At 71.6% G+C, this 23,408-nt stretch carries 22 protein-coding genes and 1 tRNA gene; 9 read left to right on the top strand and 14 right to left on the bottom strand.

The window, feature by feature from the left end; all coding sequences use genetic code 11:
- The first annotated feature begins 46 nt into the window (after nt 1-46).
- The 4 genes from K7472_RS25190 to K7472_RS25175 are packed head-to-tail and all read left to right on the top strand — an operon-like array spanning nt 47 to nt 3,055.
- Nucleotides 47-220, top strand: a complete 174-nt coding sequence (locus K7472_RS25190; RefSeq protein ID WP_222980841.1) for a hypothetical protein — start codon at nt 47-49, stop codon at nt 218-220.
- Nucleotides 220-879, top strand: coding sequence for an aminodeoxychorismate/anthranilate synthase component II (locus K7472_RS25185; protein WP_222980840.1), 660 nt, complete (start codon nt 220-222; stop codon nt 877-879). Before K7472_RS25190 ends, K7472_RS25185 begins: the two co-directional genes overlap by 1 nt.
- Entirely contained in the window at nt 876-2,258 is a 1,383-nt protein-coding gene (locus tag K7472_RS25180; protein WP_222980839.1) for a class E sortase, read from the top strand. Before K7472_RS25185 ends, K7472_RS25180 begins: the two co-directional genes overlap by 4 nt.
- 32 nt (nt 2,259-2,290) lie before the next feature.
- Nucleotides 2,291-3,055: a class E sortase gene (locus K7472_RS25175; RefSeq protein WP_222980838.1), complete on the top strand. Its 765-nt coding sequence runs from the start codon at nt 2,291-2,293 to the stop codon at nt 3,053-3,055.
- A 165-nt stretch (nt 3,056-3,220) separates the two neighbouring features.
- Here the strand turns inward: K7472_RS25175 and pknB are convergent, their stop codons facing one another.
- From pknB to K7472_RS25145, 6 genes are all read right to left on the bottom strand, one after another.
- Complete coding sequence (gene pknB / locus K7472_RS25170) at nt 3,221-5,233, bottom strand: Stk1 family PASTA domain-containing Ser/Thr kinase (protein WP_222980837.1); 2,013 nt, start codon at nt 5,231-5,233, stop codon at nt 3,221-3,223.
- Nucleotides 5,234-5,477: 244 nt separating this feature from the next.
- Nucleotides 5,478-6,935, bottom strand: a complete 1,458-nt coding sequence (locus K7472_RS25165) for a peptidoglycan D,D-transpeptidase FtsI family protein (protein ID WP_222980836.1) — start codon at nt 6,933-6,935, stop codon at nt 5,478-5,480.
- A complete protein-coding gene (locus K7472_RS25160) occupies nt 6,932-8,332 on the bottom strand; it encodes an FtsW/RodA/SpoVE family cell cycle protein (protein ID WP_222980835.1) in 1,401 nt (466 codons plus the stop codon). The genes K7472_RS25165 and K7472_RS25160 overlap by 4 nt, the downstream gene beginning before the upstream one ends.
- Nucleotides 8,333-8,354: 22 nt before the next feature.
- Nucleotides 8,355-9,986: a PP2C family protein-serine/threonine phosphatase gene (locus K7472_RS25155; RefSeq protein WP_289679229.1), complete on the bottom strand. Its 1,632-nt coding sequence runs from the start codon at nt 9,984-9,986 to the stop codon at nt 8,355-8,357.
- Nucleotides 9,987-10,043: 57 nt separating this feature from the next.
- Nucleotides 10,044-10,553 (bottom strand): FHA domain-containing protein FhaB/FipA, encoded by a 510-nt coding sequence (locus tag K7472_RS25150; RefSeq protein ID WP_222980834.1) that lies wholly within the window; start codon nt 10,551-10,553, stop codon nt 10,044-10,046.
- 10 nt (nt 10,554-10,563) lie between these two features.
- Nucleotides 10,564-11,427 carry an FHA domain-containing protein gene (locus K7472_RS25145; RefSeq protein ID WP_222980833.1) on the bottom strand — a complete coding sequence of 288 codons (864 nt, stop codon included), beginning with the start codon at nt 11,425-11,427 and terminating at the stop codon, nt 10,564-10,566.
- Nucleotides 11,428-11,866: 439 nt separating this feature from the next.
- Here K7472_RS25145 and K7472_RS25140 point away from each other — a divergent pair.
- Together K7472_RS25140 and K7472_RS25135 are read left to right on the top strand one after the other, a co-directional pair.
- A tRNA-Leu gene (locus K7472_RS25140) sits at nt 11,867-11,950 on the top strand.
- Nucleotides 11,951-12,183: 233 nt separating this feature from the next.
- Nucleotides 12,184-12,759, top strand: coding sequence for a TerD family protein (locus K7472_RS25135; RefSeq protein WP_222980832.1), 576 nt, complete (start codon nt 12,184-12,186; stop codon nt 12,757-12,759).
- Nucleotides 12,760-12,995: 236 nt separating this feature from the next.
- Here K7472_RS25135 and K7472_RS25130 read toward each other — a convergent pair whose 3' ends face one another.
- On the bottom strand, nt 12,996-13,643 hold the full coding sequence (locus K7472_RS25130) for an FMN-dependent NADH-azoreductase (protein ID WP_222980831.1): 648 nt from the start codon (nt 13,641-13,643) through the stop codon (nt 12,996-12,998).
- A gap of 107 nt (nt 13,644-13,750) precedes the next feature.
- On the opposite strand from K7472_RS25130, the gene K7472_RS25125 reads away from it, so the two are divergent.
- The gene (locus K7472_RS25125) at nt 13,751-14,152 is read left to right on the top strand and encodes a winged helix-turn-helix transcriptional regulator (protein ID WP_222980830.1); all 402 of its coding nucleotides are present in this window, start codon (nt 13,751-13,753) and stop codon (nt 14,150-14,152) included.
- A 200-nt stretch (nt 14,153-14,352) separates the two neighbouring features.
- On the opposite strand, the gene K7472_RS25120 is transcribed toward K7472_RS25125, so the two are convergent.
- Nucleotides 14,353-14,829, bottom strand: coding sequence for a MarR family winged helix-turn-helix transcriptional regulator (locus K7472_RS25120; protein ID WP_308014084.1), 477 nt, complete (start codon nt 14,827-14,829; stop codon nt 14,353-14,355).
- Between the two features lie 151 nt (nt 14,830-14,980).
- Nucleotides 14,981-17,758 (bottom strand): SpoIIE family protein phosphatase, encoded by a 2,778-nt coding sequence (locus K7472_RS25115; protein WP_308014077.1) that lies wholly within the window; start codon nt 17,756-17,758, stop codon nt 14,981-14,983.
- Between the two features lie 484 nt (nt 17,759-18,242).
- Here K7472_RS25115 and K7472_RS25110 point away from each other — a divergent pair, with 484 nt between their 5' ends.
- Together K7472_RS25110 and K7472_RS25105 are read left to right on the top strand one after the other, a co-directional pair.
- Nucleotides 18,243-19,148: a J domain-containing protein gene (locus K7472_RS25110; protein WP_222980829.1), complete on the top strand. Its 906-nt coding sequence runs from the start codon at nt 18,243-18,245 to the stop codon at nt 19,146-19,148.
- Between the two features lie 74 nt (nt 19,149-19,222).
- The gene (locus K7472_RS25105) at nt 19,223-19,555 is read left to right on the top strand and encodes a rhodanese-like domain-containing protein (RefSeq protein ID WP_222980828.1); all 333 of its coding nucleotides are present in this window, start codon (nt 19,223-19,225) and stop codon (nt 19,553-19,555) included.
- 45 nt (nt 19,556-19,600) lie between these two features.
- Here K7472_RS25105 and K7472_RS25100 read toward each other — a convergent pair whose 3' ends face one another.
- The 5 genes from K7472_RS25100 to paaA all read right to left on the bottom strand — a co-directional run bounded on the left by K7472_RS25100 (nt 19,601) and on the right by paaA (nt 23,338).
- A complete protein-coding gene (locus K7472_RS25100) occupies nt 19,601-20,761 on the bottom strand; it encodes a 2Fe-2S iron-sulfur cluster-binding protein (RefSeq protein ID WP_372458052.1) in 1,161 nt (386 codons plus the stop codon).
- Between the two features lie 3 nt (nt 20,762-20,764).
- The gene (paaD, locus tag K7472_RS25095; protein WP_222980827.1) at nt 20,765-21,259 is read right to left on the bottom strand and encodes a 1,2-phenylacetyl-CoA epoxidase subunit PaaD; all 495 of its coding nucleotides are present in this window, start codon (nt 21,257-21,259) and stop codon (nt 20,765-20,767) included.
- Nucleotides 21,253-21,948, bottom strand: a complete 696-nt coding sequence (paaC, locus tag K7472_RS25090; protein ID WP_308014083.1) for a 1,2-phenylacetyl-CoA epoxidase subunit PaaC — start codon at nt 21,946-21,948, stop codon at nt 21,253-21,255. Before paaC ends, paaD begins: the two co-directional genes overlap by 7 nt.
- An 80-nt stretch (nt 21,949-22,028) precedes the next feature.
- The gene (gene paaB / locus K7472_RS25085; protein ID WP_109454718.1) at nt 22,029-22,313 is read right to left on the bottom strand and encodes a 1,2-phenylacetyl-CoA epoxidase subunit PaaB; all 285 of its coding nucleotides are present in this window, start codon (nt 22,311-22,313) and stop codon (nt 22,029-22,031) included.
- The gene (gene paaA / locus K7472_RS25080; RefSeq protein ID WP_222980825.1) at nt 22,310-23,338 is read right to left on the bottom strand and encodes a 1,2-phenylacetyl-CoA epoxidase subunit PaaA; all 1,029 of its coding nucleotides are present in this window, start codon (nt 23,336-23,338) and stop codon (nt 22,310-22,312) included. The genes paaB and paaA overlap by 4 nt, the downstream gene beginning before the upstream one ends.
- Nucleotides 23,339-23,408: the final 70 nt, after the last annotated feature.

Raw genomic sequence — 23,408 nt, 5'->3', positions numbered from 1 at the left:
CCCCGTCTCCCCTTACTCTGGTGCGGAACCGGAAGGAAGGCACCGAATGTACGGCTGGATCTGGCGGCATCTGCCGGGCAACGTGTGGGCGAAGGCGCTGATCTCGCTCGTACTCGCCGTGGCGATCGTCTTCGTCCTGTTCCAGTGGGTGTTCCCCTGGGCGGAGCCGCTCCTTCCGTTCAACGACGTGACGGTGAACGGCGGAGGCAGCGCGGGCTGATGAGTACGACGCACGCACGGATCCTCGTCGTCGACAACTACGACAGCTTCGTGTTCAACCTGGTCCAGTACCTCTACCAGCTCGGCGCCGAGTGCGAGGTGCTGCGCAACGACGAGGTCACCCTCGACCACGCGACGTCGGGCTTCGACGGAGTGCTGCTCTCGCCCGGACCCGGCACCCCCGAAGAGGCCGGGGTCTGCGTCGAGATGGTCCGGCACTGCGCCGAGGCCGGGGTGCCGGTCTTCGGCGTCTGCCTGGGCCTCCAGTCGATCGCGGTGGCCTACGGCGGCGTGGTCGACCGTGCCCCCGAGCTGCTGCACGGAAAGACCTCCCGGGTCTCGCACGCGGGCTGCGGCGTCTTCGCCGGGCTCCCCTCGCCGTACACCGCGACGCGCTACCACTCGCTCGCGGTCGAACCGGCCACCGTGCCGCCGGAGTTGGAAGTCACCGCGTGGACCGGCACCGGCCCGGGCGACGGCGTGGTGATGGGGCTGAGACACCGTGACCTGCCGGTCGAGGGCGTGCAGTTCCACCCGGAGTCGGTGCTCACCGAGTGGGGTCACCGGATGCTCGCCAACTGGCTCGCCGTCTGCGGCGACACCGGCGCCGTCGAACGATCGGCGGGGCTGGCGCCGGTGGTCGGCGGGACCACGGCGTGACCGCGGTGCGGCCGGAGCCGGGGGGTGCGGCGGGCCCGCCGTCGTACGAGGACACCGCCGAGTTCGCGGCCGCCGTCGACCAGCTCGCCGACCCGCTGAGCGATCCGCTGCCCGGCCGCCAGGCACCGCGCCCGGCCGCACCCGCGCCCGCGCCCGCCCCTGCCGCGCCCGCCGCCAACAGCGGGATATCCCAGGGCAGTCCGTGGTTCGCCCCGCAGCAGCAGCCCGGCGCGCAGGCCCGTCCGCAGCGCCCCCGCAGGCCCGTACCGCCGCAGGGCCAGGCGCAGGGCCAGGCGCGGGAACAGGCGCAGCACCCCCCGGCGCCGCCCGCGTACGAGACGTACGCGCCGGAGCCGCAGGCGCCCCCCGAGCCCGCCCCCGTACGCACCCCGGCCCCAGCCCCCGACGCGACCGCCGAACTCCCGCGCTTCGAGGCGGACTCGACGCCCCCGGCGGCCGTCCCCGTTCCCGCGCCCGCCCCCGCGACATCGGCGCCCGCGACGCCAACTCCCGTGGCACCGCCCCCCGGTGGTCGCGCCGAGCGCCGCAAGGCGGCGAAGCACGGCGGCCGCAGGCGCCCGGTCACCGCGGACCGCCCTGAGCAGCACTCCGAGCACCCCGCATCACCCCAGGACGGCCCCCCGAGGCCCGCCTCCCGTCTGGAGGCCCGCCGGGCGGCCCGGGCCGCCAAGGAGAGCCCGCTCGTCGTCGCCAGCCGCGTCACCGGCGAACTCTTCATCACCATCGGGGTGTTGATGCTGCTGTTCGTCGTCTACCAGCTCTGGTACACCAACGTCCTCGCCCACGAGGCGGCGGGCAGCGCCACGAAGCACCTGCAGAGCCAGTGGAGCCAGAGCACGGCCTCGTCCGACGCGGGCGAGCCGGACAAGTTCCCTTCGGGCACGGTCTTCGCGATCATCTACATCCCCAAGCTGGACGTGAAGGCGCCGATCGCCGAGGGCGTGGACAAGACCAAGATCCTGGACAAGGGCGAGGTCGGGCACTACGACGGCGCCCAGGAGACCGCGATGCCGTGGGCCAAGACCGGCAACTTCGCGCTCGCCGGTCACCGCAACACCCATGGTGAGCCGTTCCGTTACATCAACAAGCTGGTCCCCGGCGACAAGGTCGTGGTCGAGACCCGCGGGATGTACTACACGTACCAGATCACCAGCGCGCTGCCGCAGACCTCGCCGACGAACGTCAGCGTCATCGAGCCGGTGCCGCCGGGCTCCGGCTTCACCAAGCCGGGCCGCTACATCACCCTGACCACCTGCACACCGGAGTTCACCAGTGAGTTCCGGATGATCGTGTGGGGAAAGATGGTCGCCGAGCAACCGCGCAGCCAGGGAACCCCCGCGGCACTGCAAGGCGGCTGAGCACGCAGGACAACAACAGAACGAGGTGACCGGTGGCGACCACCGAGCACGACAAGGGCACCGAGGACGCCAGGGACGAGGGGGCGGGGAACGCGGTGCGGCTGCCCCGCGCCCGGACACGCGGCAGGATCGGCTTCGCGATAAGCGTCTTCGGCGAGGTCCTGATCACCGTCGGCCTGGTCCTCGCGCTCTTCGTCGTCTACTCGCTGTGGTGGACGAACGTCGTCGCCGACCGCCAGGAGCAGCACGAGGCCGCCAAGGTGCGGCAGAGCTGGGCGAAGCAGCCGGACGGCAGTCCGGGACCGCTCGACACCGGGGCCGGCATCGGCTTCCTGCACGTGCCCGCGATGGGCAAGGGCTACGAGGTGCTGGTCAAGAAGGGCACCTCGGTCCCGGTGCTCAACGAGGGCGTGGCGGGGTACTACACCGACCCGGCGAAGGCCGCGATGCCGTGGGACACGACCGGCAACTTCGCGGTCGCCGCGCACCGGGACGGGCACGGCGCCAAGTTCCACAACATCGACAAGATCAAGAAGGGCGACCCGATCGTCTTCGAGGACCGGGACACCTGGTTCGTCTACCGGGTCTACGCGATCCTGCCGCAGACCTCGAAGTACGACGTCCACGTGATCGACCAGATCCCCAAGGAGTCCGGCGTGAAGGCGCCGGGCCGCTACATCACGCTGACCACCTGCACACCGGTCTACACCTCGCTGTACCGGTACGTGGTCTGGGGCAAGCTGGTGCGCACCGAGAAGGTCGACGCCAAGCGCACCCCGCCCCCCGAACTGCGCTGAGCCGCACGGCGCGTGAACGGCACGTACGGCCAAGGCGCGTGAACGGCGGGTACGGAGAAGGGGCCGTCGGCGGGAGGAGTACTCCCGCCGACGGCCCCTTCTCGTGTGCTGCGGTGCCGGGCGGATTCCGGCGGCACGGGGTGGGCCGAGCGTCAGCTCAGTTCGTCACCCGAGGCCGCCCCCGATGACACCCCCGTCATCACCACCGTCGCCGTTCCAGCCATTCCCGCCGTTGCCACCGGCCGGGTTGTCCATGGTCTGCAACGTGACGGTCTGGCCCTGGGTGACCTGGCTGCCCGGCTGCGGGTTGCTGCCGACGACGATGGCCTTGCCGTCGTTCGGGCCGGAGGTCTGGATGCTGAGGTTGAGCCCGGACAGCTCCGACTGCACGTCGCTGAGCTTCTTGCCCACGATGTCGCTGGGCAGGGTGCTCTGCTGGCCGCCCTTGGAGACCGTCAGGGTGATCGTCGCGCCGTCGTTCGCCTGGGAGTTGGCGCCCGGGGACTGGGCGATGACCTGGCCGGACGGCTGGTTGGACTGCGCGTCGGACTCCACGACCTGGAAGCCCAGGCTGGTCAGCTGCTGCTTGGCCGCGTCGAACTGGTTGCCGACCACGTTGGGCACCGTCTGCTGCTGCGGCGCGGCCGCGTAGGTCAGCGTGATCTTGGCGTCCTTGGCGACGTCGGTGCCGGCCGTCGGGTCCTGGGAGACCACGGTGTTGGCGGGCTTGCCCGAGTTGCCGTCGTCCGCCTTGGTCTGGATGTTGGTGAAGCCCTTGGACTGGAGGTCCTGCTTGGCCGTGTCGACGTTCTGGCCCGACTCGTCGGGGATCGCGATCGGCTTGGCGCCCTTGGAGACGGTCACCGTGATCGTCGCGCCCTTGGAGACCGAGGAGTCAGGCGACGGGTTCTGCGAGCAGATCTTGCCCTTGTCCTGGTCGCAGTAGTCGGTGCCGCCCTCGGCCACCTTCAGGCCCACGTTGGACACCGACGTCCTGGCCTGGGCCATCGTCTCGCCGGTGAGGTTGGGCGCGTTGATGCCGTCGTTGGCGGAGCCGGAGAAGAGCGACTTGCCGATGAAGATGGCACCGATCAGCACCAGCACCGCGGCGACCGCCAGCAGCACCGTCGAGGTGTGGTTCTTCTTCTGCTGGCGCCGCCTGCCCTGCCGGTCGTCGTCGTAGCCGTAGCCCCCGTCGTCGTCGCGCATCGGCGGCAGCATCGAGGTCTTCGGGCCGCCGTCCTGCGCGGGCAGCGCGGTGGTCGCGGCGCCGTCGCCGTACCCGCCGCCCGCGTAGCCGTAGCCGACCGCGCCCATCGCGGCGGTGGCGCCGACCGGCTGGCCGTCGAGGTAGGCCTCGATGTCGGCGCGCATCTCGTCGGCGCTCTGGTAGCGGTAGTCGGGGTCCTTGGTCAGCGCCTTCAGGACGATCGCGTCCATCTCGGGCGTGACCTCGGGGTCGTAGACGCTGGGCGGCTGCGGGTCCTCGCGGACGTGCTGGTAGGCGACCGCGACCGGCGAGTCGCCGACGAACGGCGGTCGTACGGTCAGCAGTTCGTACAGCAGGCAGCCGGTGGAGTACAGGTCGGAGCGCGCGTCCACGGCCTCGCCCTTGGCCTGCTCGGGCGAGAGGTACTGCGCGGTGCCGATGACCGCCGCGGTCTGCGTCATGGTCATGCCGGAGTCGCCCATCGCGCGGGCGATGCCGAAGTCCATGACCTTGACCTGGCCGGTGCGCGTGAGCATCACGTTCGCCGGCTTGATGTCGCGGTGGACGATGCCGTTGCGGTGCGAGTACTCCAGCGCCTGGAGGATGCCGACGGTCATCTCCAGTGAGCGCTCGGGCAGCAGCTTGCGCCCGGAGTGCAGCAGCTCGCGCAACGTGGAGCCGTCCACGTACTCCATGACGATGTACGGGATCGAGACCCCGTCGACGTAGTCCTCGCCGGTGTCGTAGACCGCGACGATCGCGGGATGGTTGAGCGAGGCGGCCGACTGGGCCTCCCGGCGGAACCGGGCCTGGAACGACGGGTCACGAGCGAGGTCCGCCCGCAGCGTCTTCACAGCGACGGTGCGACCGAGACGGGTGTCATGGGCGAGGTAGACCTCGGCCATGCCGCCGCGGCCGAGCACCGAGCCCAGCTCGTACCGGCCGCCGAGGCGACGCGGCTCTTCCATAGTCAGTTCCAGCCTCTCCCTTTTCCGGAGGTTCCCGTCGGGTCCGGTGCCGCGTCCATGACGCACACCGCGCTCGGCCATACCGTACCGGCCGCCTCACGGCGATCCGGGCCCCGACCGCGAGCCGATACGCGACCGGTACCGTGACGTGCGAAAACGGACGCTTCGTAGAAGTCGGACGTGAGCGGATTCACTTCCGGCCGGCCGGTTTGCCGTGGCCCGCGCGGAACCCAAGTGACCCGGGTCACTTGTTCAGGACGGCCTCCATGACGGACTTGGCGATCGGGGCGGCCAGGCCGCCACCGGAGATGTCGTCACGGTTGGCGTTGCCGTCCTCCACGACGACCGCGACCGCGACCGGGGAGCCCTGGTCGGTCTTGGCGTAGCTGATGAACCACGCGTACGGCAGCGCGCTGTTGGCGACGCCGTGCTGCGCGGTACCGGTCTTGCCGCCGACGGTGACGCCGGGGATCTGCGCCATGGTGCCGGTGCCCTTGTTCACCACGTTCTCCATCATCTGCTGGAGCTTCTGCGCGGTCTCCGGGGTCATCGCCTGGCTCATCTGCTTCGGGCTCGTCTGGTCGACGACGCTCAGGTTGGGCGCCCGCAGCTGGTCGACCATGTACGGCTGCATCAGCTTGCCGTCGTCGGCGACCGCACCGGCGACCATCGCCATCTGCAGCGGGGTGGCCGCGGTGTCGAACTGGCCGATCGAGGACAGCGCGGTCTGCGACGGGTACATCGTCTTGCTGTCGAAGTTGCTGGCCACCGTGCGCACCGGGGTGTCGGTGGTGGAGTCGAAGCCGAACTTCTTCGCCTCGGCCAGCATCTTGCTCTGCCCCAGGTCGGCGCCGATCTTGCCGAAGACGGTGTTGCAGGAGTACTGCAGCGCCACCATCAGCGTGGCGTTCTTGCAGGGGATGTCGCCCTCGTTGTTCAGCACGGTGCTGGTGCCGGGCAGGGTGTACGGCAGCGGGGAGTCGGTCGGCGTGTCGATGTTGCTGTACAGGCCGTTGTCCAGCGCCGCCGCCGCCGTCACGATCTTGAACGTGGAGCCGGGCGGGTAGGTCTGCCGCAGCGCCCGGTTGAGCATCGGCTGGTTGGGGTCGTTGACCAGCTTCGTCCAGTTCTGGGAGTCCTGGGTCGAGTTCCCGGCGATGCTCGCCGGGTCGTACGACGGGGTGCTGGCCAGCGCCAGGATCGCGCCGGTCTGCGGGTTGATCGCGGCGACCGCGCCCTTCTTGTTCCCCAGCCCGTTGAACGCGGCGGCCTGCGCCTTGGCGTTGAGCGTGGTCACCACGTCACCGCCCTGCTGCTGCTTGCCGGTGAGCATGTCGATGGTCCGGTTGAAGAACAGCCGGTCGTCGTCGCCGGTGAGGATCTTGTCCTCGACGCCCTCCAGCATCGTGGTGCCGAAGGCCTGCGAGGCGAACCCGGTCACCGGCGCCCACATCGGGCCGTCGGTGTAGGTGCGCTTGTACTTGAAGTCGCTGCCGGAGGTGGTGGTGTGGCCGGTGACCGCCTTGCCGTCCACGATGATGTCGCCGCGCGGCTTGGCGTACTCCTCGATCTGCACCCGGCGGTTGTGCGTGTCGTTCTTGAGCGAGTCGGCCTCGACGAACTGGATCCAGTTGTCGCGCAGCAGCAGGGCGAAGATCAGCAGGCCGCAGAATATGGCGACTCGGCGCAGGGGCTTGTTCACAGGCGGACCACCTGGGTCGGCTCGGCGTCGGGGGACGAGGCGGGCGCGGGCGCCGGGCGGCGCGCGGTGTCGCTGATCCTCAGCAGGATCGCGACCAGCGCCCAGTTGGCGACCACGGAGGAACCGCCCTGGGCGAGGAACGGCATGGTCATACCGGTCAGCGGGATCAGGCCGGTCACGCCGCCCGCGACGACGAAGACCTGGAGGGCCATCGCGCTGGACAGCCCGATCGCCAGCAGCTTGCCGAACGGGTCGCGGGCGGCCAGCGCGGTGCGCACACCGCGTTCCACCAGCAGGCCGTACAGCAGCAGGATCGCCATCAGGCCGCACAGGCCCAGTTCCTCGCCGACGGTGGCGAGGATGTAGTCGGACTTCACGCCGATGCCGCCGATCAGGCGGGAGTAGCCCTGGCCCAGGCCCGAGCCGAGCACGCCGCCGGAACCGAACGACCACATCACCTGGGCCGCCTCGGTGGCGCCGTGCTGGGCGATGCCGGCGAAGGGGTTGAGCCACTGGTCGACGCGGACCTTCACGTGCGGCGAGGTCAGTCCGACGACCGTGGCGCCGCCCGCGGCCAGCAGCAGGCCGAAGACGATCCAGCTGGTGCGCTCGGTGGCGACGTAGAGCATCACCACGAACAGGCCGAAGTACAGCAGCGTGGAGCCCAGGTCGGTCTCGACGACCAGGATCATCATGCTCAGCGCCCAGATCACCAGGATCGGGCCGAGGTCGCGGCCGCGCGGCAGGTACAGGCCCATGAAGCGGCGGCTGGCCAGCGCGAGCGCGTCCCGCTTGACCATCAGATAACCGGAGAAGAAGATCGCCAGGATGATCTTGGCGAACTCACCGGGCTGGATGGAACCGAGGCCCGGGATGATGATCCACAGCTTCGAGCCGTTGACCGCGGGGAAGAACATCGGCGCGACCAGCAGCAGCAGCGCGGCCACCCCGGAGATGTAGGTGTAGCGCTGGAGGATGCGGTGGTCCTTGAGGAACACCAGCACCGCCACGAACAGCGCGACCGCCAGCGCCGACCACATCAGCTGCCCCGGCGCCCGCGGCCCGCCGAGCGCCTTGGTGGTGATCGACGGCTCCAGGTCGAGCCGGTAGATCAGCACCAGTCCGAGTCCGTTGAGCAACGTCGCGATCGGCAGCATCAACGGGTCGGCGTACGGCGCGAACTTGCGCACCATCACGTGCGCGACGCCCGCGATCAGCCCGAGGCCGAGGCCGTAGCCGAGCATTCCGGCGGGGACCGAGCCGTTCTTGGCCAGGCCGACGTTGGCGTAGGCGAGCACCGGGATCGCCACCGCGAACAGGAGCATCAACAGCTCGGTGTTGCGCCGGTTCGGTGCCCCGACCGAGCTGATGGTGGTGGTGTTGCTGACGCTGCTCACTGCGGGCCGCTCCCTCCTGCTGCTACTGCTGGCCGGTGCCGCACTGCTGCGCCAGCTTCTGCTCGTCGGCGGAGAGTGCCGGCGCCGACGGGCTCGGGCTCGGCTTGGCGGACGGGGAGGTGGTGCCGGGCGTGCCGTGGCCCGTGGTGTTCCCGGCCGCGTCGGTGCTGACGGTGGACCCGTTCGGGGTGGCCTGGCCGCCGGTCGTGGCGCCGTCCTTGGTGCCGGTCGTGCCGCTGGTCTTCCCGTTGGTCTTCCCGCCGGTGACGGGCGTCTTCTGCTTGCTCTCGGCGACGATCCGGCAGACGGTGGCCTGCTTGCCGAGGTCGCCCGCCTCCGCGTTCGCCTGGGTGAGGCTGGTGACGCCCATGGTGCTCTGCACCTGGCTGCGCTGGTAGGTCGGCAGGTACTTGAGTTCGATCTCCGGGTGGTCGGTGTGCACCTTGGAGAGGTTCAGCCCCAGCAGGCTCTGGTTGATGCCCTGGTAGACGGCTACGTGGTCGCCGTTGGCGCCCACGTAGTACTGCGTCTGGGTCCATCGGTAGCCGCCGTACAGCCCGCCGCCGATGACCGCGAGGACCGCGATCGCGATCGCGGTGCGCTTGGGCCACTTGCGCTTGCGCCGGGGCTTGGCGTGGCCCTCCGACGCTGCCGACGCCGCCGACTCGTCGTACGGTCCGAAGCTGCCCAGCGGGGCCTGCGTCGCCTCGTCGCCGCCCTCCGGCGGGCCGAACGCGCCCTGCGGCGCCTGCGGTTGCTGAGGCGTGCCGCGGCCGAGGCCGGAGGCGCGGCCCGCGGGGGTCTGGAGGTGGCGGGGGTCGGCCAGGCCGTGCGGGTTCTCCGCGACGGCGCCGACCACGACCGGGTTCTCGTCGAGCTGGCCGGCCAGGGTGTCGCCGTCCTCGGCGTCCAGGACGTCGGCCACGATGCAGGTGATGTTGTCCGGGCCGCCGCCGCGCAGCGCGAGCTGGATCAGCTCCTGCACCGTCTCGTAGGGGCCCTGGTAGCTGGCGAGCGTCTCTTCGAGGGTCTGGTGGCTGACGACGCCGGACAGGCCGTCGGAGCAGATCAGGTAGCGGTCGCCGACCCGGACCTCGCGGATCGACAGGTCGGGCTCCACCTGGCCGCGGCCGTCCAGCGCGCGCATCAGCAAGGAGCGCTGCGGGTGGGTGCCGGCCTCCTCCTCGGTGATCCGGCCCTCGTCGACCAGCCGCTGCACCCAGGTGTGGTCCTGGGTGATCTGCGTCAGCACCCCGTCGCGCAGCAGGTAGCCGCGGGAGTCGCCGATGTGCACCATGCCGAGCCGCTGCCCGGTCCACAGCATCGCGGTGAGCGTGCAGCCCATGCCCTCCAGCTGCGGGTCCTCCTCGACCATGTCGCGCAGCTGGTCGTTGGCGCGCTGCACGGCCTCGCCGAGGGAAGTGAGCACGTCGGAGCCGGGCACGTCGTCGTCGAGGGTGACGAGGGTGGAGATGACCTCGGAGCTGGCGACCTCGCCGGCCGCCTGGCCGCCCATGCCGTCGGCGATCGCGAGCAGCCGCGGGCCGGCGTAGCCGGAGTCCTCGTTGTGCTCGCGGATCATGCCCACGTGGGACCCGGCGGCGAAGCGCAGGGACAGACTCATGCGCACCTCGCCCGTCGGCTCGGGGTACATCCGCACGCTGCCCACCCTCTCGGTCGCGCTCGCTCGCTCCGCTGGCTCATAGTGCGACTACTTCCGCAGCTCGATGACGGTCTTGCCGATGCGGATCGGGGCACCGGGCGGAATGGGCGTCGGTGTGGTGAGCCGCGCGCGGTCCAGGTAGGTGCCGTTGGTGGATCCGAGGTCCTCGACGATCCACTGACCGTCGCGGTCCGGATAGATCCTGGCATGCCGCGACGACGCGTAGTCGTCGTCGAGCACGATGGTCGAATCGTGTGCCCGGCCGAGGGTGATGGTCTGGCCCTGGAGTGCGACGGTCGTACCCGTCAGCGAACCCTCGGTGACGACGAGCTTGCTCGGCGCGCCCCGGCGCTGGCGGTTCTGCTGGCGCTGCGGGGCGGGCGCGGCCTGCTGGCGCTGCTGCGGCGGACGCTGGCCGCTCTCCGCGCGCCGGGCGGCGCGCTGCGTCACCTTGGTTCCGAACAGATCACTACGGATGACCTGCACCGCGACGATGACGAACAGCCACAACACGGCGAGAAAGCCCAACCGCATGACCGTCAGGGTCAGCTCTGACATTGCCCCCGCTTCACCCTTCGGCTTGCCGGTACACGATGGTGGTACTGCCCACGACGATGCGTGAGCCGTCGCGGAGCGTAGCGCGCTGGGTGTGCTGCCCGTCCACCACGATGCCGTTGGTGGAGCCGAGGTCCTGGACCATCGAGGGCGATCCGACGCGGATCTCGCAGTGCTTGCGGGAGACCCCGGGGTCGTCGATCCGCACGTCCGCTTCGGTGCTGCGGCCCAGCACCAGGGTGGAGCCGGAGATCTGGTGGCGGTTGCCGTTGATCTCGATCCACCGCCGGGCGGTGGACGACGGGTCGCCGGTGCCCGGCAGCCGGGTCACCGAGCCGCGCCCGGGCGGCGGACCGGCCGGCATGGGCGGCGGGGAGGCGGGCTGCGGGGGGTAGCCGTAGCCCCCGGGCCGCTGCTGACGACCGGCCGGCCGGCCGCCGGACGGCGGGTACTGCCCGGCGTCGTGGGACTGGCGGGCCTCGGCGGCGTGCGGCTGCGACTCGCTGGTCGCCAGCGTGCGGCTGCGCACCCGGTACAGCCCGGTGTCGAGGTCGTCGGCCTTCTCCAGGTGCACCTTGATCGGGCCCAGGAAGGTGTACCGCTGCTGCTTGGCGTAGTCCGCGACCATGCTGGACAGCTCGTCGCCGAGCTGGGTCGCGTAGGGGCTCAGGCGCTCGTGGTCGGAGGGGCTCAGTTCGACGATGAAGTCGTTGGGCACGACCGTGCGGTCGCGGTTCCAGATCGTCGCGTTGTTGTCGCACTCACGCTGGAGCGCGCCCGCGATCTCGACCGGCTGGACCTCGGACTTGAACACCTTGGCGAAGGTGCCGTTGACGAGACCTTCGAGTCGCTGCTCGAAGCGCTTCAGTACTCCCACGGGGCACCTCCTTCCTCGGTTCCGCTTCCGTACGGTGCGGTTCTCGCTTCGTACTGCTTACTGATCGTATCCACGCGACGGGAAATCAGGTGGTTCCCCTCAGCCATCGACTACAACAGTGTCGACCCTCACACACCGCGGCCCCGACGCGGGTCGGACGGAAGCCTTCCGTCCGGTTGTCGTGCTGCGGTGACGTTCGTCGTACTGCGGTGCCGTCGTCTTCACAGGGATGGTAGATGCGGCTCCTGTCAGTGTCCCGCAAGGTCCCGTGTGGACAGGTCCGGCCCCCTGCCCCCTGGAGCCCTGCCCCCGGGAACGGATGTGAATCCACCCCGGATGACGTGCTAGTCTTCAGGACGTCGGGAGGCGCTCCCACCGGTTCCGAAGGCCAGCAAGAACGGCTCGGAAAGTGTGGCAGAATCGAACGGCAGCACCCAATGCGCGGGTGGCGGAATAGGCAGACGCGCTGGATTCAGGTTCCAGTGCCCGAAAGGGCGTGGGGGTTCAACTCCCCCCTCGCGCACAGAGTGAGACCCCCGCTCCGGAGATCCGGAGCGGGGGTCTTCTTCGTTGTACGGGTCCGTTGACGGGGGTGTACGGGTCCGTTGACGGGGCCTTCGCCGGGGGGCGCGGATCGCGCCGGGGGCCTCGACGGTTCGTCGCGCGGGAACCTCACCGGGCGGGCGGTCGTTGGGCGGGGTGGGCAAAGGAATCGTCAAGTGGCGTGGCCCACGCCGGATTGTGCGGGGTGTCGTAATGGGTGTCAGCCTCACCAAGGGCGGCAACGTCTCGCTGACCAAGGAGGCCCCGGGTCTGACCGCGGTCACCGTGGGGCTGGGCTGGGACGTGCGCACCACCACCGGGACCGACTTCGACCTGGACGCGAGCGCGCTGATGCTGGACGGCGGCGGCAAGGTGCTGTCCAACGGGCACTTCGTCTTCTTCAACAACCTCAAGAGCCCCGACGGCGCCGTCGAGCACACCGGCGACAACCTCACCGGTGAGGGCGAGGGCGACGACGAGGCGATCAAGGTGAACCTCGCGGCCGTCGCGCCCGAGGTCGACAAGATCGTCTTCCCGGTCTCCATCTACGAGGCCGAGGGCCGCGGCCAGAGCTTCGGACAGGTGCGCAACGCGTTCATCCGCGTCGTCAACCAGGCGGACGGCAAGGAGCTGGCGCGCTACGACCTCACGGAGGACGCCTCCACCGAGACCGCGATGGTCTTCGGCGAGCTGTACCGCAACGGCGCGGAGTGGAAGTTCCGCGCGATCGGTCAGGGCTACGCGTCCGGCCTGGTCGGCATCGCCCGCGACTTCGGCGTGACGCTGTGAGGGTCTTCTTTCCGACGGATGACGGCGCCTTTCCGCACGGCTGACGGCGCCGCCGTCGTTGACGGTGCCGCTTTCCGTACGGATGACAGCGCCGCCGTCGTTGACGTGGCCGCCGGCCGTCGAGGGGGCGAGGGCCGGCGGTGAGCCGGATCACGGCGAAGGGCCGTGCGGAGTGTTCCGCGCGGCCCTTCGCCGTGCTCGTTCGGTGGTTCGGCCGACCGGTCGGCCGTCCCGGATCAGGCTGCCAGGCGGGCGGCCAGCTCCTTGGCGCGGGTGGTCGCGGTCTCGTGGGCCTTGGCCGCCGACGCGTCCGCCAGCTCGACCAGCTCGGCCATCGCCGGGTTGACGCGGGCCAGCGTCAGCTCGGGGATGATGAACTCCACGTCCAGGCCGAGGGCGCCGTTCAGCGCCTTGTCCAGGTAAGTGGTGACGAACTCGAAGCTCTCGCGGGGGGTGCCCGGCCCGTAACCGCCGCCGCGGCTGGCCACGACGATGGCCGGGGTGCCCTTGGCGGAGGGGTTCTCACCGGAAGTGCGTCCCATGAGGATGACCTGGTCCAGCCACGCCTTCAGGGTGGAGGGGATCGTGAAGTTGTACATCGGCGCGCCGATGAGCACCGCGTCGGCCCGCTCCAGCTCCTCCGCCAGCTTCACCCGCAGGGCGAACCCCTCCGCCTGCTCCGGGGTGTGGGTGGCCGGGTCGGCGAAGCCCGCGCTCGCGGCGGCCGTGTCGAGGTGCGGCAGGGGCTCGGCTGCGAGATCGCGGTAGATCACCGTGCCGCCCGGGTGCTGGGCCTCCCATTCCTTGCGGAAGGTGGCGGTGACGGCACGCGAGGCGGAGTTGTCGCCGTTCAGCGAGGAGTCGATGTGCAGCAGGGTGGCCATGACGGTCCTCCATGGGGCCCAGTTAGTTGAAATCCTTACCTCCACTAGAGATACCACACCTACTAACAAAAATATAGTGACTGCGAACGATGCAGTACGATGGGCCCATGCGGGATCCTCAGGAGTGCAACGCGATCGACCAGGGAATCACCCGCGTCTTCACGCTGCTCGGCAAGCGCTGGACCGGTGTGATCATCGCCGTGCTGATGGCCCAGGGGCGGTCGCACTTCGCCGAGCTGCGCCGGGCGGTGCCCGGCATCAGCGAGCGCATGCTCTCCGACCGGCTCTCCGAGCTGACGGCGGCCGGTCTGGTGCTGCGCGAGGTGGACGAGGGTCCGCCGTTGCGGGTCGGCTACCAGCTCACGCCCGCGGGCGACGCGCTGGCCCCCGCGATGAACGAGCTGGCCGACTGGGCCGCCCGTCACATGCCCGAGGCCCCGGCCTGCCCCCGCGCGCCGGCCGCCGGGGCGGAGAACGCGGGCTCGGCCGCCGGGGTGGAGAACGCCTGACGTCTCAACGGCGGCCTGCGGGAGGAACGACGGCCTGCGGGAGGAACGGCGGCTTGCGGGAGGGGTGTTGACGGGCCGTGGCAGGGGCGTTGGGCGCCCGCGTCATCGGCGGCTCGTCCCGTCGGAAGCCTCTGCCGTCGGAAGCCTCGCGTTCCGTGTCGCGGCCAGGTGCCGCTCTGCGACGACCGGCAGGCGCCGGCCTACGAGGCCGAGGCGTCGTACGCGACCGACGCCTCGTTGAAGCGGACCAGGTACTCCGCGAAGCGGGTCAGATCGTCCTGCGGCCAGTCCGCGAAGCGGCGGCGGAAGACCTCCTGGCGGCGCGCGTGCGCCGTGGTCAGCACCTCGTACCCGGAAGGTGTCGGGTGCAGGACCTGGACGCGCTGGTCGTCCGGGTCGGGGCGGCGTTCGACGAAGCCCAGCTTCTCCAGCGCGGCCACCTGCCTGCTGACGGTGGACTTGTCCAGCATGTAGTGCGCGGCGAGATCGGTGGCCCGGCAGCCGCGCTGATCGGCGAGGTGGGCGAGCAGGGTGAAGGCGACGAGCGAGAGTTCCGGATGCATCCGGGCGGCCGTCGAGCGGGCGCGGCGGGCGAAGGCGGTCAGCTCGCGGTGGATGGTCTCGACCGACTCCTCGCGGTCCTCCCCTTCCTCCCGGCTGTCGTCGTAGCCGCTCACGGCGCGCTCGGCGCTCCGGGCGGCGGGGCCTGGCGAAGCTGACACGGGATTCCCCTTTCGAATGGTTGTATATTACAACACACGTGAGGGGAAAAGCGGTCCGTCGGACGGTTTTTCGGACTCTCTGCGGCATGCCCTCCCGCGATCGCGGCTACTCCTCCAGGCCTCCAGGAGGGTCTACTGCCTCCGGCAGCGGCTGCTCCGTCAGTGGGGGCGGTTGCTTCGTCGGCAGGGGCTGCTCCTTCGGGGGTGGTTGCTCCTTGGGCAGTGGTTGCTCCTTGGGCAGGGCCTGTTCCTTCGGCAGGGGCAGTTCGAACCACACCACCTTGCCGACCGCCTTGCGGCTCGTCCCCCACCGGCGCGACAGGTTGCTGACCAGCGCCAGCCCCCGGCCGTTCTCGTCGCCCGCGTCGGCCCGGCGCAGTTGCGGGAGGTTGTGGTTGTCGTCGCTGACCTCGACCAGCAGCTTGCCGACCCGCATCAGGCGCAGCTGCACCTCGTGCGAGGCGACCCGCAGCGCGTTGGTCACCAGCTCGCTGACCAGCAGTTCCGTCAGGTCGGACAGCTGGCCGAGGCCCCACTGCGCCAACTGCTTGCGGGTCACGGCCCGCGCGGTGCGCACCTCGGAGGGGTCGAGCGCGAGCTGCCACTCGGCGACGTCCGCCGACGCGATGCCCTCGAAGCGGGCGACCAGCAGCGCCACGTCGTCCCTGCGGTCCTCGGAGTGGACGCGGGAGAGGATCTGGTCGCAGACGTCCTCGGGTGTCTGCTGCGGTTCGATCACGTTGGAGCAGAGCGCGGCCAGTCCCGCGTCTATCCCCTCGCCCCGCACCTCCACCAGCCCGTCGGTGCACAGCACCAGCCAACTGCCGTCGGGAACGGGGAACTCCACCGTCTCGAACGGCACCCCGCCCACCCCGATCGGCGCGCCCTCCGGGATGCGCAGCAGCTCGCCCCGGCCGTCGCCGCGTACCAGGACGGGCGGGATGTGGCCCGCGTTGGCCAGTGCGAGGGTGCGGTGGATCGGGTCGTAGACCGCGTAGACGCAGGTCGCCAGGTGGTCGGCGCCGAGCCGCTGGGCGAGGTTGTCCAGGTGGCGCAGCAACTGGGCGGGCGGCAGGTCGAGCGCCGCCATGGTCTGCACGGCGGTGCGGAACTGCCCCATCACGGCCGCGCTCAGCAGCCCGTGGCCCATCACGTCGCCGACGATCAACGCGACGCGCCCGCCCGGCAGTTGGACCGCGTCGAACCAGTCGCCGCCGACCTGCGCCTGCCGGTCGCCCGGCCGGTAGTGGTGGGCGATGCGCACGCCGGGGATGCGCGGCGGGGAGGTCGGCAGCATGCTGCGCTGGAGGGTCGCGGCGGCGCGCGACTCCATGCGGTGCAGGCGGGCGTTGTCCAGGTGGACGGCGCCGCGCGCGGCGAGTTCGGCGGCGGTCGCCGCGTCCGTGGCGTCGAACGGCCGCCGCTGCGGCTCCCGTACGAAGCACATCCGGCCCAGCACGGTGCCGCGCGCGGTCAGCGGGGTCAGCAGCACGGAACGGCCCGGCAGCAGCGGGGCGAGCGCGGGCACCCCGAGGTCCTCGGCGAGCCCTGCGGCGATCACCGGGTCGACGACCGGCAGCAGGAAGGGTTCGTCCAGCGCGGGCGCGAGCCCGGCCGGGATGGTGTACAGCTCGCCCTCCGGCAGGGCGCGGCTCCACGGGCCGTGCGGGCTGCCCTTGGCGACGGCGATGCGGCGCACCACACGGGCCGGCGAACCGTTCGAGGGGGCGCCGGGCGTACGGTCGGCGGCCGTGGCAGGGCCGTCTGGATCGGTGCCGTGCGGGCCCGTGCCGTGCGGGTCGGTGCCGGGTTCCGGCGCGGTGTCGGAGAAGACCTGGTCGACGAGGAGGACGGTGGCGAAGTCGGCGAAGCGCGGTACGGCGACAGCGCACAACTCCGCTGCCGTGGCGTCGAGTTCGAGGGTGGTCCCGACGCGGGCGCCGGTCTCGCGCAGCAGCGCGAGCTGCTCGTCCAGCACCGTGCCGGGAACGACGGGCGGGAAGGCGGGCACCGGAGTGAGCGCGTCGGCGGCGACGCCCCGGGGCCCTTCGTGCGCCGGGGCAGGCGCGGCGTCGCGGGGCGCGGGAAGCAGTTCGGCGCGGCGCCGGGAGAAGGGCCGGGGCGCGGGACGCCGCGCGGGCGCGGTGCCGGCGGGGGTCGGCTGGGCGGTGGCGGTCGGCTGACCCGGGGCGGCCGTCGCGTCAGGCCGGGCCGTGGCGCCGCCGGGGCGCGTGGTCTCGTACGGGAGCGCCTCGTGGGGGAGCACGGGCAGCACGGCGGTGCCCTCGATCTCCAGCGCGGGCGGGCCGAGGCGCGTGATCTCCCGGGTGATCCGCTCCAGGCGGCCGGGGCTGACCCGGGGCAGCACGGCGCCCAGGCGGTCGGCGGGCCCGACGGTGTCCGCGGTGCCTGTGGTGCGTTCGGGCTCCACGGGGTCGGACAGCCGGGCGGCGACGCGGACGCCCTCCGTGCCCGGCTCACCGACCAGCGCGTACGGCAGCAGGCGGTCGCCGACCGCGACGCGCAGGCCGCCGGTGCTCAACGGCGTGGCGTGCGCGGCCAGCACCAGCAGGCTGTGGCCCACCGGTTCGGCCACGCGGTACGACCACCACAGCACGTCCCGTAGCGCGCCGTCCCGGTCGGTGACCGGGAATCCGCCGGCCCAGCAGGGACGGGTCAGGTCGTCGAGGAGTTCGGCCGCGTCCCGCAACTGGCCGTGCGAGTTCGGCACCGGCGCGGCGAGTAAGCCCGCCGCGCGATGGCCGTGGACCGACTCCCAGCGGTGGCCGAAGAGTTCCTGCGCGCCGCGGTTCCAGTACGAGACGCGCCGGTCCGGGTCGATGGCCACCACGGCCAGCCGCAGCAGCGCCGCGATCCCGGGCACGCGAGCGGCCCCCTCATGCGTACCGCCGCTCCCGACGTCGCCGCGACCGGCGTCCACGCCGTCCGTGGTGACCGGAGGTCTGCTGGTCCCGTGTGAGTCGTCCAACGTCTTGTCCAACGTCGTGCACCTACGGTTCTCGGCCGACGGTCGCCTCAGGGCAGCCGTGAATACATTCTGGCTCCAGGCAAGCACGAAACGTCATGGGAGTGCGGCGAAACACCGAGATTGCCCACCTGTGGACGGGGGTTGAACCGCGCCGGAACGGGACGGGCCCGCCGCGCCGAGAGGCAGGCCGAGGGGCAGGGGGCGGGGCCGCGGCGCGGGCGCCGGCCGGGCGCCGGAGCGGGCGGGGGCCGGGTGCAGGGGCCGGGGGGCGACGCGAGCCGAGGGGGCGGACGCGAGCCGAGAGGGCGGACGGGGGCTGACGGGAGCCGGGTGCCGGCGGCCGGGCGGCTCGGTTTGCGCCGGCTCGTAGGCTGGTCGCGTGACGAACCCGGAAGGCGCACAGGAGACCCGGCGGCACGACGGCGAGACCGCGGGCCCGCCGTCCGACCAGCCGCCGAGCGGCACCGACGACCGCTCGGAGCAGGGCGGCACCGAGGACCGTTCGAAGCAGGGCGGCACCGAGGACCGCTTGGAGCAGGCGGTGCTCGCCGCCGAGCGGGCCCTGATCGAGTTCGAGATCGCGGTGGAGAGCTTCCGGGTCGAGGTGGAGAACTTCTCCCGGCTGCACCACCAGCGGCTCGGCCCGATGTACGCGCGGCTCGACGAGCTCGACGCCCTGATCGCCGAGGCGGTCGCGGCGCACAGCGGCGAACGCGACGACATCCGGCGCGCCTGGGAGGCGCGCGCCCTGGTGATGCCGATGCCGGGCGTGGAGGAACTGTTCGAGGGACTGCTGGGCTCGGACGGCGTGCGGCAGGTGGACGACCCGCAGGCGCCGCGCCGGGTGCGGCCCGCCGAGGAGGCCCGCCGCCTCTACCGCGAACTGGTCCGCAAGGCCCACCCCGACCTGGCCCGCGGCGAGGAGGACCAGCGGCTGCGCGGCGAGTTCATCGCCCGCGTCAACGAGGCGTACGCGCAAGGAGACGAGGCCGCGCTGCGCTCGCTCGCCGAGGAGTGGGAGGCCGGGCCCGCGCCCGAGCGCCCGCAGCTGACCAAGGCCGAGGAGCTGTACGCCCGGCTGGAGTGGCTGGCCCAGCGCAAGGAGTCCCTGGCCGCGGTCGCCGCGGAACTGGAGGCCAGCGCGATCGGCCAGATGATGAAGCTCGCCCCGCAGGACCCGGACGGCCTGCTGAACGAGATCGCCGAGCAACTGCTGTCCCAGGTCTCCGAACGCGAACGGCGCCTCGCGGACCTCGTCGGCAAGGTGGACCGCGCGGAGGGCTGAGCGGGCGGCGAGCTGGGGTCGGCGCGGGCGCGGATGAGAGGATGGGGCGACCGGAACCGACGGAAGGCCCACCGATGAACTTCGCCCCGCTGCCCGCCGTGGACGCCGCCGCCGTCCCGTCCGACGGGTACCTGCTCGACGTGCGGGAGAACGACGAGTGGTCGGTTGGTCACGCCCCCGAGGCGGTCCACATCCCGATGAGCGAACTGGTCGCGCGCACCGCGGAACTGCCCGCCGACCGCACGATCCACGTGGTGTGCCGGGTCGGCGGACGCTCCGCGCAGGTCGCCCAGTACCTGATCGCGCAGGGCGTGGACGCGGTCAACGTCGACGGCGGCATGCTCGCCTGGCACGAGGCCGGGCGCCCGCTGATCAGCGAGTCGGGCGCCCCGGCCGGCGTTCTCTGAACCCCGCGGGCACGGCAAGCCCGGCGGCCAAGGCGCCCGCCGGGGTCAGGCGTCGAAGTCGACCTCGACCTTCTCCGTGACCGGATGCGACTGGCAGGCCAGCACGTACCCGGCGTCCACCTCCGACGGTTCCAGCGCGAAGTTGCGGTCCATCCGCACCTCGCCGAAGACCAGCTTGGCCCGGCAGGTGCCGCACACCCCGCCCTTGCAGGCGTAGGGCGCGTCGGCGCGGTTGCGCAGGACCGTCTCCAGCACCGACTCCCCGTCCCGTGACGGCCAGTCGCCGCTGCGGCCGTCGAGCGTCGCGTGGACGGTGGCGCCCACCGGGACGGCGGGACGGGCCGTGGCGTCGGCCACGGCACCGGTGTCCACGTGGAAGATCTCCTGGTGGACCCGGTCACCGGCCACCCCGAGCCCGCGCAACGTGCGGTCCGCGTCCTCCACGAGTCCGTAGGGCCCGCACAGGAACCAGGCGTCCACCGCCTCCACCGGCAACAGCGCGGGCAGCAGCTTCTCCAGCCGCTCCCCGTCCAGCCGCCCGGACGGCAGCCCCGCCTGCTGCTCCTCCCGGGAGAGCACGTGCACCAGCTGGAAGCGTCCCGGGTAGCGGTCCTTGAGGTCCGCCACCTCCTCCAGGAACATCGTGGAGGCCGCCGTGCGGTCGCTGCGAATCAGGCAGAAACGCGCCTCGGGCCGCCGCGCCAGCAACGTCGTCATGATCGACAGGACCGGGGTGATGCCGCTGCCCCCGACGACCGCGGCGAAGTGCCCGCCGCGTCCGGTCCCCGGCACCGCCGTCCACGCGCCCGCGCCGAACCGCCCGGCCGGAGTCATCACCTCCAGCTCGTCACCCGCCCGCAACTCCTTGAGCGCGTACGTGGAGAACGCCCCGCCCTCCACCAGCCGCACCCCGACCCGCAGCCGCCCGGGCCCCGCAACCGCACCGCCGTCGGCGTCTTCGGCGTCTTCGGCGTCGGCGGCGTCGTCAGCGGGCGCCGGATCGCAGACCGAGTACGTGCGGCGAACCTCCGCGCCGTCCACGAACCGCCGCACCGCGATGTGCTGCCCGGGCGTGAAGCGGTACGCCTCGCGCAGCGCGGGCGGCACCTCGAAGGTGAGCGCCACCGCGTCGTCGGTGAGCCGGTCGACCTCGGCCACCCGGAGCGCGTGGAACGCGCTGTGGCGGGCCGTCGCCGTCATCGCCATCCCTCACAACTCCTTGAAGTGGTCGAACGGTTCACGGCAGCTCTCGCACCGCCGCAGCGACTTGCAGGCGGTGGAGGAGAACCGGTTGAGCAACGTGGTCTCCAGCGAACCGCAGTGCGGGCAGCGCACCGACAGCTCGACCGGCACCGGGCCCGAGGCCTCCTTCGGGCGCGGCGGGGCTATGCCGGACTCCGCCAGCTTGCGGCGGCCTTCAGCGCTGATGGCGTCCGTGGTCCACGGCGGGGACAGCACCGTGCGCACCGACACCTCGGCCATGCCACGTTCGCGGAGCCGGTCGGTGATGTCGGCGGCCATCGTCCCGACCGCCGGGCAGCCGGTGTACGTCGGGGTCAGCTCGACCTCCACCGCGCCCGGCGCGACGACCCGCAGGCCCCGCAGCACGCCCAGCTCGTCGAGGGTGAGCATGGGCAGCTCGGGATCGGGGACGTCGCCCGCTATGCGCAGCAACTCCTCCTCCAGCGCCGTCATCGTCACCATGACGCCCCCGGGTGCGCCCGGTGCAGGTGCTGCATCTCGGCGAGCATCCGGCCGAACGGCTCGGTGTGGACGCCCTGCCGCCCGCCGCCCGCCGCCCAGCTGATCCGTTCGGTGCCTTCCGGCATGGTCAAGGTGGCGCGCGTGACGACTTCGGTGACCGACGCCAGCCACGGCTGCCGCAGCGTGTCGGTGCGTATCGCCAACCCTTCGAGCGGATCGAAGAGTTCACCGGTGTAGCGCCACAGGCCGTCCAGTGCTTCCTGCGTGCGGCGGTGGCTCTCCGGCGTGCCGTCGCCGAGCCGCAGCGTCCACTGGGTGGCGTGGTCGCGGTGGTACGCGACCTCCTTGACCGCCTTCGCGGCCAACGCGCCCAGCTCGCCCGCCGGTTCGGCCGCGGCCAGCTCCTGGTACAGCAGCTCCTGGTAGGTGGAGAAGAACAGCTGCCGGACGATGGTGGACGCGAAGTCGCCGTTGGGCCGCTCCACCAACTGCGCGTTGCGGAAGGCCCGTTCCTCCCTCAGGTACGCCAGCTCGTCCTCGTCGCCCGCCAGCGAGTACAGGAAGCGGGCCTGGCCCAGCAGGTCGAGCGCGATGTTGGCCAGGGCCACCTCCTCCTCCAGCGCCGGGGCGTGCCCCACCCACTCGCCGAGCCGGTGCGAGAGCACCAGCGCGTCGTCCGCCAGCGCCACCGCGGCCCAGGCGGTCGTGCCGGGGGTGACGCCGGCGCCCGTGGTGGTGGCGAGGGCGCCGGGCTCGGTCGGCTCGCCGCTCACAGGTGCTGCACCCCCTCCGGGATCTCGTAGAACGTCGGGTGCCGGTAGACCTTGTCGGCCGCCGGTTCGAAGAACGGGTCCTTCTCGTCCGGCGACGAGGCGGTGATCGCGGCGGCCGGGACCACCCATATCGACACGCCCTCCCCGCGCCGGGTGAACAGGTCGCGCGCGTTGCGCAGGGCCATCTGCGCGTCGGGCGCGTGCAGGCTTCCCGCGTGGCTGTGGCTCAGCCCGCGCCTGCTGCGCACGAAGACCTCCCACAACGGCCAGTCGCCGCTCATCCCGCCATCGCCCCCTCAGTGCTCTCGCTGTTCTCGCCGGTCTTGGTGCTGTCGGTGCTCTCGGTGCTGTTCGTCGTGCCCGCGCCGGAGTGCTTGGCGGCGTAGGCGGCCGCCGCCTCGCGGACCCACGCGCCGTTCTCGTGCGCGGCGCGGCGCTGCTCGAGGCGCTGCTCGTTGCAGGGGCCGTCACCGCGCAGCACCCGCTGGAACTCCGACCAGTCGATCGGCCCGAAGTCGTAGCAGCCGCGCTCCTCGTTCCAGGCGATGTCCGGGTCGGGCAGGGTGAGCCCCAGCGACTCCGCCTGCGGGACGCATATGTCCACGAACCGCTGACGCAGTTCGTCGTTGGAGTGCCGCTTGATGCGCCAGGCCATCGACTGCGCGGAGTGCGCCGACTCGTCGTCCGGCGGACCGAACATCATCAGCGACGGCCACCACCAGCGGTCGACCGCGTCCTGCGCCATCGCGTGCTGCGCCTCGGTGCCGCGGGACAGCGCGAGCAGCAGCTCGTAGCCCTGGCGCTGGTGGAAGGACTCCTCCTTGCACACCCGCACCATGGCGCGCGCGTACGGCCCGTAGGAGCAGCGGCACAGCGGCACCTGGTTGGTGATCGCCGCGCCGTCCACCAGCCAGCCGATCGCGCCGACGTCCGCCCAGGTCAGGGTGGGGTAGTTGAAGATCGAGCTGTAGCGCTGGCGGCCCGCGTGCAGCTTGTCGAGCAGGTCGTCGCGGTTGACGCCCAGGGTCTCGGCGGCGCCGTACAGGTACAGGCCGTGTCCGGCCTCGTCCTGCACCTTGGCCAACAGGATCGCCTTGCGGCGCAGGCTGGGGGCGCGGGTTATCCAGTTGGCCTCCGGCTGCATGCCGATGATCTCCGAGTGCGCGTGCTGCGCGATCTGGCGGACCAGGGTGGCCCGGTAGGCATCGGGCATCCAGTCGCGCGGCTCGATCCGCCCTTCGGCGGCCACCAACGCGTCGAACTCCGCCTGCTGGTCGACGGCGTCCGCCGTCTGTGCCGTGGCCATGCCGAAGCCTCCCTCACTCCTGTTTGGGCCCTGTGGACCTCATGAGCTACCGACCGACCGTTCGGTTCAA

The organism is Streptantibioticus parmotrematis (assembly GCF_019890615.1).
Lineage (GTDB): Bacteria > Actinomycetota > Actinomycetes > Streptomycetales > Streptomycetaceae > Streptantibioticus_D > Streptantibioticus_D parmotrematis.
This window is presented reverse-complemented; position numbering and strand designations above follow the sequence as displayed.